The 9,500-nt window shown below is 58.4% G+C and carries 8 protein-coding genes; 4 read left to right on the plus strand and 4 right to left on the minus strand.

What is annotated here, in order from left to right; all coding sequences use genetic code 11:
- Positions 1-664: 664 nt before the first annotated feature.
- Both ABFT80_RS03090 and ABFT80_RS03095 read right to left on the minus strand, forming a co-directional pair.
- Positions 665-2,275 (minus strand): hypothetical protein, encoded by a 1,611-nt coding sequence (locus ABFT80_RS03090; protein WP_347970386.1) that lies wholly within the window; start codon positions 2,273-2,275, stop codon positions 665-667.
- A gap of 66 nt (positions 2,276-2,341) precedes the next feature.
- Positions 2,342-3,640 (minus strand): adenylosuccinate synthase, encoded by a 1,299-nt coding sequence (locus tag ABFT80_RS03095; protein WP_347970387.1) that lies wholly within the window; start codon positions 3,638-3,640, stop codon positions 2,342-2,344.
- A 197-nt stretch (positions 3,641-3,837) separates the two neighbouring features.
- On the opposite strand from ABFT80_RS03095, the gene ABFT80_RS03100 reads away from it, so the two are divergent.
- Genes ABFT80_RS03100 through ABFT80_RS03110 form a run of 3 tightly spaced genes read left to right on the plus strand, consistent with a single transcriptional unit; the run spans position 3,838 to position 5,453 of the window.
- Positions 3,838-4,731, plus strand: coding sequence for a DMT family transporter (locus ABFT80_RS03100; RefSeq protein ID WP_347970388.1), 894 nt, complete (start codon positions 3,838-3,840; stop codon positions 4,729-4,731).
- Positions 4,732-4,785: 54 nt separating this feature from the next.
- A complete protein-coding gene (locus ABFT80_RS03105) occupies positions 4,786-5,037 on the plus strand; it encodes a FitA-like ribbon-helix-helix domain-containing protein (protein WP_347970389.1) in 252 nt (83 codons plus the stop codon).
- A complete protein-coding gene (locus ABFT80_RS03110; protein ID WP_347970390.1) occupies positions 5,034-5,453 on the plus strand; it encodes a type II toxin-antitoxin system VapC family toxin in 420 nt (139 codons plus the stop codon). Before ABFT80_RS03105 ends, ABFT80_RS03110 begins: the two co-directional genes overlap by 4 nt.
- Positions 5,454-5,491: 38 nt before the next feature.
- Here the strand turns inward: ABFT80_RS03110 and serA are convergent, their stop codons facing one another.
- Positions 5,492-7,090 (minus strand): phosphoglycerate dehydrogenase, encoded by a 1,599-nt coding sequence (gene serA, locus ABFT80_RS03115; protein ID WP_347970391.1) that lies wholly within the window; start codon positions 7,088-7,090, stop codon positions 5,492-5,494.
- Positions 7,091-7,255: 165 nt separating this feature from the next.
- Positions 7,256-8,431: a phosphoserine transaminase gene (locus ABFT80_RS03120; RefSeq protein WP_347970392.1), complete on the minus strand. Its 1,176-nt coding sequence runs from the start codon at positions 8,429-8,431 to the stop codon at positions 7,256-7,258.
- A gap of 839 nt (positions 8,432-9,270) precedes the next feature.
- On the opposite strand from ABFT80_RS03120, the gene ABFT80_RS03125 reads away from it, so the two are divergent.
- Positions 9,271-9,489 carry an alkylphosphonate utilization protein gene (locus ABFT80_RS03125; protein WP_347970393.1) on the plus strand — a complete coding sequence of 73 codons (219 nt, stop codon included), beginning with the start codon at positions 9,271-9,273 and terminating at the stop codon, positions 9,487-9,489.
- Positions 9,490-9,500: the final 11 nt, after the last annotated feature.

Raw genomic sequence — 9,500 nt, forward strand, 5'->3', positions numbered from 1 at the left:
ATTTCATGTTTTTTATTCACCCCCTCGCACCCGCTCCTATCATCACCCCACTGTCTGAGCGGGGAGCCGGTGCGCACCGGGTATCGGTTCAGACAGCGGTGACCTCCCGCCAACAGCTACGGTAGCTGCTGGATCCGAGGGCATCCGACAGGTCGGCGCGTCGAAGATGCGTTCATGGCGGGAAGTGACAAACCCCGCCGATGAAACATCCCAAAGCGTGCGGAGAAACCGCGATGTTCATCTGCACTATTGAATGCAGGAGACATTGTGCCCGACCGACTGGATAGCAAAGACCGGCGGGGTGCGGACGTCGCGCCACATATTACTTACACTAGGAAGGCACGGCCAGGCGCCCCGCTTCCCGGTTCTTTGACAATGGCCAGACGGTGAAAACCGGGCGTGGCGATGATGAAATGTATCTGCGTGCTCGACAAGCTCAGCATGAGGAGCGTTAGCGCTTCAGTGCGTCCTTCGAGGCTAGCTTCGCTTGCACCTCAGGATGAGGGAGGTGGATTTCGATAAAAAAATCTGGCCTGCCGCTCTCAAAATTGAAGTGCACCCACTTCCCTCATCCTGAGGTGCGAACGCAGTGAGCCTCGAAGGACGCACCAGCTACGAACTACACTGCCAATGCAGGGCGCGCGACGGAACTCACCAACCCCAATCAGCCGCCGGAAGCCTGTCCGTTGCTTGCTGCCTGCCAGGCATTAAGCGCATCGGTGAAGATCTTTTCGCCCGGAATGCCTTTTTCCAGCGTGAAAAGCGCGCGGCGGCCGGATTTGTAAACCACCGGCAAATCGATCCAGCTCTGACGACGCAGCAGGGTGAGATTGTTGTTCATCTCCGCCGGGCTTTCGTTCAACGCCACGAGGAAGAAACCATCGGCGATCTTTGCGGGAATGCCCATCAGCGGGCTGCCGGCGTCCTGCTCGGAACCTTTCAGGGCGATCCGCAGAATATTGTCGATGCCGCCGCCCTCGAAGCCGTCCGGCGTCAAGAAGATGACCTCGATGATATGGCTGGCAGGCAGAGTGTCGTCGGCATTGCGGCGTATCGTCAAGCGCAATTGCAGGTCTTTGCCGGGGATGGTCGCTTCGGCACGGATGGCAGGTTCAGGCGGCAGATCGCCACCGGGCGATTCCTGAACGGTCGACCAGACGACCGAGCCATTTTCGGCCGAGCCTTGCGCGACGTTGGTGCGCTCTTCGTAGAAGATTGCCTTTTGCCCGACCGCGACCGCAGGCTGCTCAGCCGCTGCACTGGCAGGCGTGTTGCCCTGCTCGGCACTCGGCTGGCCTTCGGGCGTCGAAGGTTGCGTTGCGGAGGAAACGGACGTGCCTTCGCCGATGCCTGCCTCGCCGCCAGCCGGACCCGGATCGACTTCGCTGCCGTCTTCGGTCAGACGCTGCGTGAGTTTGGGATCGGGTTGTGCGGCCTCAGGGGCTGCAGGCGTTGTCTCAGTTCCGGGGCTCACTGCCGCCGTACCGTCGGGCTGTGCCTCTTGCGGCGTGTTCTCTTCCGGTGTGGATGCGACCTCGGTGGATGATCCGAAAAGGCTGGCGAAGGCATCCTTGTTCAGCCAGATGCCATAACCGCCGCCGGCAATGACCAGCAATGCAACCAGTGCTGCAATGAGTCCGGCATAGCTGCGCTTGCGCTCAGGCGGGGAGCCCGGCATGCGGAATGTTTCGGGAGCAGGGCGTACTTCATCCGGCTCGGCCCCCGCGGCAGGCATATATCTCGGCGGTGGCGGAGGGCTTTTCGGCGCGACGAAATCGTCGTCTGCAGAGGCAACCGGTTGCGTCGATGTGTTTTCACCGGGCTCGACCGCCGGAGCGATTTCTTCCGGCTCGGCCGGTTCAGGGTCGGGAAGAATCGGCTTCTGGACAATCGGAGCAAGTGGTGCGGCTGGCGTCGCGCGGGGCCAATTGTCCGACCGCGCTTCGATTTTTACTTCAGGCGAGGGCGCCTGCGGTTCGGACTTGGCGCGTTCGATGGATGCGAAAACGCTTTCGAGCTGGCGTAGCGGATCTTCGTCTTCTTCCGGCTCCGGCAAAGGTGCGGCGGCCGCGTATTCTTTTTCAACGCGACCGATTGCGTCTTCGATCGCCTGTTTCTGGCGATCTACCACGGCGGCAGATGGCGGCGGGTTTATCGCGGCGAGCTTGGCGGCAATCGTCGAGCGCGCCTTCTCATAGACCTTTTCCCGCATTTCGGGTGTCGGGTCGCTGAGACCGTCGATCGTTTTCCTCAGAACCGCTACGAAATCTGCCATGCTTTCAGACCTGAACCTTCCTTGTCCCGAAGCCCTTAACCATGAGCTATCAGGAAAAGGTAAAAATTAATCTTGAAACGGATCGGTCACAAGTATCGTGTCGTCCCGCTCGGGGCTGGTCGACAGAAGCGCTACCGGTGCACCGATCAGTTCTTCGATGTGACGAACGTATTTTACCGCCTGCGCGGGAAGATCGTTCCAGCTACGCGCGCCGGCCGTCGTGCCCTTCCAGCCTTCGAGCGTTTCGTAAATCGGCTGCACACGCGCCTGCGCGCCCTGGCTCGCCGGAAGATAGTCGATCTCCTCGCCGTCCAGCAGATACTTGGTGCAGACCTTGATTTCGTCCAGCCCGTCGAGAACGTCGAGCTTGGTCAGCGCGATGCCGGTGATGCCGTTTACCGCCACTGCCTGGCGAACCAGAACCGCATCGAACCAGCCGCAACGGCGCTTGCGCCCGGTGACGGTGCCGAATTCGCGGCCGCGCGTGCCGAGGAATTCGCCGACTTCATTGTCCTGCTCGGTCGGGAAAGGACCTTCGCCGACACGCGTCGTATAGGCCTTGGTGATGCCCAGAACATAGCCGATCGCGCCGGGGCCGACGCCCGATCCGGGTGCTGCCTGCCCGGCGACCGTGTTGGATGAGGTGACGAAAGGGTATGTGCCGTGGTCGATGTCGAGCAGTGTGCCTTGCGCGCCTTCGAACAGGATGCGCTCGCCCGCGCGGCGCTTGTCGTCGAGAATTTTCCAGACGCGATCCATATATGGAAGCACCTGATCGGCAACCGAGGTCAGTTCCGTCAGGATCGTTTCATGGCTGACTTCCGGATGGCCGAGACCGACGCGCAGCGCATTGTGATGCGTAAGCAGTCTGTCGATCTTTGCCGGGAGTGTTTCCAAATCAGCCAAATCCATCACGCGAATCGCGCGCCTTCCGACCTTGTCTTCATAGGCCGGTCCGATGCCGCGACGGGTCGTCCCGATCTTCGTGCCCGAATTCGATGCGGCGTCTTCGCGGAAGCCGTCCAATTCGCGATGAAGCGACAGGATAAGCGCGGTGTTTTCGGCAATTTTCAGGCATTCGGGCGTGATTTCGACGCCCTGCTCCTTCAGCTTTGCCGTCTCGGCCACGAATGCATGCGGATCGAAGACCACGCCATTGCCGATTACCGAAAGCTTGCCGGGGCGAACCACGCCGGATGGCAGCAGGGAGAGCTTGTAGACCTTGCCGTCCACAACCAGCGTATGGCCGGCATTGTGGCCGCCCTGGAAACGCACGACGACATCGGCGCGTTCCGAAAGCCAGTCAACGATCTTGCCCTTTCCTTCGTCGCCCCATTGTGAGCCGACGACCACCACATTCGCCATGATTTGTTCCTTTGCTGCCGCTCAAGGGCGGCGTAAATCCTTCGACGTAGGCCTCTATAACGTCATGAAGCGCCGAGCGCGACCATTCTTTCAGGCGCGAAAGCGTGCCAGGCACAACAATTTTCGGCTTTTACATCATTTACTTGGCTGTTTTACGGCTCTAGCCCTTATCACCTCGTTACGGGGAGGGACAAGCCATGCATCGCCAAGCCTATCTGCTGCTTCTTTTGACCATGCTCTTTTGGGCGTGCAATGCGATTGCGGGCAAACTGGCTGTCGGCCATGTCTCTCCAATGGTGCTGACTGCGGCCCGCTGGTCGCTGGCGCTTCTCATACTGCTTGTCATCGGTCGAAAGCAGATCGCGAAGGACTGGCCGCTCATCCGCGAAAATATGGTGCTGCTTTTCGGGCTTGGCGCGTTCGGCTTTACCGTGTTCAGCGCCGCACTTTACGGTGCGCTTCTTTACACGTCGGCCATCAATGTCAGCATCGAACAGGGCGGCATGCCGCTCTTCGTGTTCATCGGGGCCTATTTTCTGTTTCGAACGCGGGTCAGCATTCCGCAATTGCTGGGGTTCGGGCTTTCCTTCGCTGGCGTCATCATCACCGCTACCCATGGCGAGATAGCGCGGCTGATTACGCTGGATCTCAATTTCGGCGACGCGTTGATGCTTCTCGCGATCCTCGCCTATGGCATCTATACGGCTGCACTTCGCCTGAAGCCGAACATCCATTGGATGAGCCTTATGGCCGCCCTGTGCATCGGTGCAGTCGCCAGCTCAATTCCCTTCGTTGCGGCAGAAGCGGCTTACGGTGCGATGATACTGCCCGACGCGCAAGGCTGGGCGATTATCTTGTTCATCGCCCTGTTCCCGTCGCTTATCGCGCAGGTGTTTTATATTCGCGGGGTCGAATTGATCGGTGCGAATCGCGCCGGCCTGTTCATCAATTTCCTGCCACTATGGGGCGCGTTCCTGTCGGTGACAGTTATCGGCGATGAGTTTCACGCCTATCACGCGCTGGCGCTCGTCATGGTTCTCGGCGGAATATTGATTGCCGAGTACAGCGCGCGGAAAAGAGCTACAGCTTGATAAGCCACATCGCATCTTCTATATTTGCTATCATGATAGCATCAAGGGCGAGCGATGGCACAGTTGCTGGTTAGGCAGATCGATGACGATGTGAAGCAACGTCTGCAGGAGCAAGCGGCGAAGCATGGCGTCAGCATGGAGGAGGAGGTCCGCGAAATCCTCCGGGCTGCCGTCTTGAAAGATGATGGGCAGGAATTTGGGTTGGGGAGCAGGATTGCGGCGCTATTTCGCGATGTCCCGGATAATGACGAGCCCCTTCCGAAGATCCCTCGCAAACCGTTCAAGCCGGTCGATTTCAGCGAATGATCGTTCTGGATACCAATGTCATCTCTGCGCTTATGCAGCCGGACAGGAACCATGCAGCCGTATCCTGGCTTGATCGTCAGACATCGACCATCATCTGGATAACGGCCATAAGTGTTCTCGAGATACGAGCGGGGTTATTTCTCTTACCCGATGGCAGACGCAAGAGTGGTTTGCTCGGACGATTCGATCAGCTTTTGAGCGATGTCATCGCTGGTCGGGTTCTGCCCTTTGACCGAAACGCTGCCGAAGCCGCTTCGTTTTTGAGTGCCAAACGGATCGCCATCGGTCGCAACATCGACAATATGGACACGCAGATCGCAGGCATTGTCGTTTCAAGGCGAGCGATTTTGGCCACGCGCAACGTCAAGGATTTCAATGACCTTGATATTCCGATCATCAATCCCTGGGACGAATAAAAAAGGCGCGGTGTTGACCGCGCCTTTCTGATGTTTGCTCAGTTCGTGGTGATATCGAATTCCAGCGGTTTGGCCGAACCGATGGATGGATTTGCGCGGACTTCCTCGAGTGCCTTTTCCGGGAACGGGCCGTCGAGATAGAGCAGCGCGATCGCGTCGCCGCCGGGCTTGTTACGGCCTAGCTGGAAGTTTGCGATGTTGACGTTGTTCTTGCCGCACAGAGTGCCGAGCAGGCCGATGATGCCCGGCGCGTCGGCGTTGGTCGTGTAGAGCATGTGCTGGCCGACTTCGGCGTCGAGATTGATGCCCTTGATCTGGATGAAGCGCGGCTTGTGATCCGAGAAGCAGGTGCCTGCGATCGAGCGGGTCTGCTTGTTGGTCTTGACCGTCAGCTTGATGTAGCCGTCGAAAACGCCGGATTTGTCGCGCTTCACTTCGGCGACGATGATGCCGCGCTCCTTCACCATGATTGGGGCCGAGACCATGTTCACGTCGGAAACCTGCGGGCGGATGAGACCGGCAAGCGCTGCACTTATCAGGGCGCGGGTGTTCATCGAGGCGGTCGCGCCGTCGAACAGGATTTCGACTTCCTCGATCGGGTCTTCGGTTACCTGACCGACGAATGCACCGAGCACTTCCGCCAGTTTCACGAATGGCTTCAGGCGTGGTGCTTCCTCGGCTGTGATCGACGGCATGTTGATCGCGTTGGAAACCGCACCCTTCATCAGATAGTCGGACATCTGCTCGGCCACCTGCAGCGCGACATTTTCCTGCGCTTCGCTGGTCGATGCGCCGAGATGCGGGGTGGTAACGACATTTTCCATGCCGAACAGCGCGTTTTCCGTTGCCGGTTCGGTTTCGAACACGTCGATGCCCGCGCCTGCGACCTTGCCGCTCTTCAGCGCTTCGATCAGATCGGCTTCGACGATCAGGCCGCCGCGCGCGCAATTGATGATGCGCACACCATCTTTCATCTTGGAAATGGCTTCTGCATTGATGATGCCGCGCGTCTTGTCGGTCATCGGCGTGTGCAGCGTGATGAAGTCAGCGCGCCGGAACAGCTCTTCAAGCTCGACCTTCTCGACGCCAAGCTCTTCTGCACGGCTTTCGGAAAGGAAAGGATCGAATGCGACGACATGCATTTTCAGGCCAACGCCGCGCGTCGCGACGATGGAGCCGATGTTACCGCAGCCGATGACACCCAGCGTCTTCGAGGTGATTTCGACGCCCATGAAGCGGTTCTTTTCCCACTTGCCCGCATGGGTGGAAGCGTTGGCTTCCGGGATCTGGCGCGCCAGTGCGAACATCAGCGCAACGGCATGTTCGGCAGTGGTGATCGAATTGCCGAAGGGCGTATTCATGACGATGATACCGCGGCGCGAGGCTGCCGGAATATCGACATTGTCGACGCCGATACCGGCCCGGCCAACAACTTTCAGGTTTGTCGCGGCAGCGATCAGCTTTTCGGTGACTTTCGTGGCCGAGCGGATAGCCAGACCGTCATATTGCCCGATGACTTCGAGCAGTTTTTCCTTGTCCTTGCCGAGATCGGGCAAATAATCGACTTCAACGCCGCGATCCTTGAAGATCTGGACGGCAGTGGGGGAAAGTTTATCGGAAACGAGTACGCGAGGCATTTTTTTATCCTGTCAGGTTGCTGACCCCTCATCCGTCGCCTTTGGCGACACCTTCTCCTACACGGGGAGAAGGGAGAGCGCCTTTCCTTCTCCCATTGTGGGAGAAGGTGGCCGAGCGAAGCGAGGTCGGATGAGGGGTGCTCAATTGAACACCCACGAAAATTATCAGGCGGCAGCAGTAAGCGATGCTTTCGACGAGGCAAAAGCCCAGTCGAGCCAAGGAACGAGCGCCTTGAGATCGGCGGTTTCAACCGTCGCGCCGCACCAGATGCGCAGACCGGGAGGCGCATCGCGATAACCTGCGATGTCATAGGCGACGCCTTCCTTTTCGAGGACAGCCGTCAGCGACTTCACGAAAGCCTGCTGGCCTACCTCATCGAGATTGGCGACCGCCGGATCGACAAAGCTCAGGCAGACCGAAGTATTCGAACGGGTCGCTTCATCGCTCGCCAGAAAAGCCACTGCCGGATTGACATCGACCCAATCAGCCAGAACTTTTGCATTGGCATCGGCGCGGGCAATCAGCGCGTTCAAGCCGCCGATCGACTTCGCCCATTGCAGCGCATCGATATAATCTTCGACGCAGAGCATAGACGGCGTGTTGATCGTCTCGCCTTTGAAAATGCCTTCGATCAGCTTGCCGCCGGATGTCAGGCGGAAGATTTTCGGCAAAGGCCATGCGGGCTTGTAGCTTTCCAGCCGCGCGACAGCGCGCGGGCTGAGGATCAGAATGCCATGCGCGCCTTCGCCGCCCAGCACTTTCTGCCAGGAGAAAGTAACGACATCGAGCTTGTCGAAATCGAGCTTCTGCGCAAATGCGGCAGAAGTCGCGTCGCAGATCGTCAGGCCCTGGCGTTCAGCCGGAATGAAATCGCCATTCGGCACGCGCACACCGGAGGTCGTGCCGTTCCATGTGAAAACGACATCGCGGTCGAAATCGACCTTCGAGAGATCGGGCAGTGCGCCATAAGGCGCATCGAATGTGCGGACATCGGCAAGCTTGAGCTGCTTGACCACGTCGGTCACCCAGCCAGCGCCAAAACTTTCCCAGGCGACCATGTCGACGCCGCGCTCGCCGAGCAGCGACCAGAGCGCCATTTCGACAGCGCCGGTGTCGGATGCCGGAACGATGCCGATGCGATAATCGGCGGGAACTTCAAGAATTTCGCGGGTGAGGTCTATGGCCTGAGCCAGCTTTGCCTTGCCGATCTTGGCACGGTGCGAACGGCCAAGAGGCGCGTCGCGGAGGCCTTCAAGGGACCAGCCGGGGCGTTTTGCGCACGGACCTGAGGAGAAATTGGGGTTTGCCGGACGGAATCCGGGCTTGGAAAGTATCGTCATCGTGGTTCTATCCTTCCAGATAGCTGGCCCCTCGTTGGGGAGGGGTGGCCCACGTCGGGAAATACTGAAAGGCGCGCGAAAACGCAAGAGGCAAAGGCTGGGGTTGATGCCGGGCTTTTGCAGAACGAAGCCGGAGCATATCAGATGAAGTAACGTGCCAGTGACACTGCGTGTTCAGAGTGGCAGCGTCACCTATTTACAAATATAGTTCATCCCCGAAGCGCCCAAAACTGAGCATCGGATTTCACAATGAGGCTGCGTGATGCCGGATTCGCAACACGAGGTTCCGCTTTTTCCAGTCCCGCACGATGGAGATGTATCTCAACTTGTGCGACGCTTTGGATCATGGCGGCCTATAATTGATGAGGTGCAAAATTTATGATCGCTAAACGATTGCTAACTGCATTCATGATTGCCGCAGGACTCTGCACCATCCCCCAGTTGGTCGAGGCACAGGATATGAATACGTTGGGCAGGCATCTTGATCAGCAGCAATGGAATAGATTGCAAGACCATCAGAATTCGATGCGCCGTCAAAACCGAACCCCGCGCAATATCGATCGAAATGCACCGCGGCGGGCGTCTCGTTGTTCTGCGGATTCGATGCCTGCGGCTGACCAGAGGCGACTTCAAGCACAAGCAGCGCGTATCATGCAGAGGCAAGGTAAAGCCGCGGCTGTCGCATTCGCCAGAAAACAGGGTGCGGCCTATCGTCGAAAGCTTCAAGCGCAGGGGATATGTCCCTAAGTTGCGGCGCTGCCAAATCCGCCATTGCATTTGTAAGGCGGGCTTCCGCCGGTTATGAGGATGCCAGATCTCATTGAGGCGGGGCTTTAAAATTGACCGACATCGTACGCGACAGCAATGGAACGCAGCTCAATGAGGGCGATTCCGTCACGCTCATCAAGGACCTCAAGGTCAAGGGAACGTCCGAGACGATCAAGCGCGGGACGCTGGTGAAGAACATTCGTCTCAACGGAAATCCTGATGAGGTGGAATGCAACACCAAGCAGGTGAAGGGCCTGGTTCTTCGAACCGAGTTTCTCAAAAAAGCCTGACCCGCTTGTCT

The sequence above is a fragment of the Foliimonas ilicis genome (genome assembly GCF_039939195.1).
In the GTDB taxonomy this organism is placed as follows: domain Bacteria; phylum Pseudomonadota; class Alphaproteobacteria; order Rhizobiales; family Rhizobiaceae; genus Foliimonas; species Foliimonas ilicis.

Excerpts from the sequence above, each read along its gene's own strand:
- ABFT80_RS03100 (WP_347970388.1), top strand. The coding sequence starts at position 3,838 with ATGCATCGCCAAGCCTATCTGCTGCTTCTTTTGACCATGCTCTTTTGG.
- ABFT80_RS03090 (WP_347970386.1), bottom strand. The coding sequence starts at position 2,275 with ATGGCAGATTTCGTAGCGGTTCTGAGGAAAACGATCGACGGTCTCAGC.
- ABFT80_RS03120 (WP_347970392.1), bottom strand. The coding sequence starts at position 8,431 with ATGACGATACTTTCCAAGCCCGGATTCCGTCCGGCAAACCCCAATTTC.
- ABFT80_RS03095 (WP_347970387.1), bottom strand. The coding sequence starts at position 3,640 with ATGGCGAATGTGGTGGTCGTCGGCTCACAATGGGGCGACGAAGGAAAG.
- ABFT80_RS03105 (WP_347970389.1), top strand. The coding sequence starts at position 4,786 with ATGGCACAGTTGCTGGTTAGGCAGATCGATGACGATGTGAAGCAACGT.
- ABFT80_RS03110 (WP_347970390.1), top strand. The coding sequence starts at position 5,034 with ATGATCGTTCTGGATACCAATGTCATCTCTGCGCTTATGCAGCCGGAC.
- serA (WP_347970391.1), bottom strand. The coding sequence starts at position 7,090 with ATGCCTCGCGTACTCGTTTCCGATAAACTTTCCCCCACTGCCGTCCAG.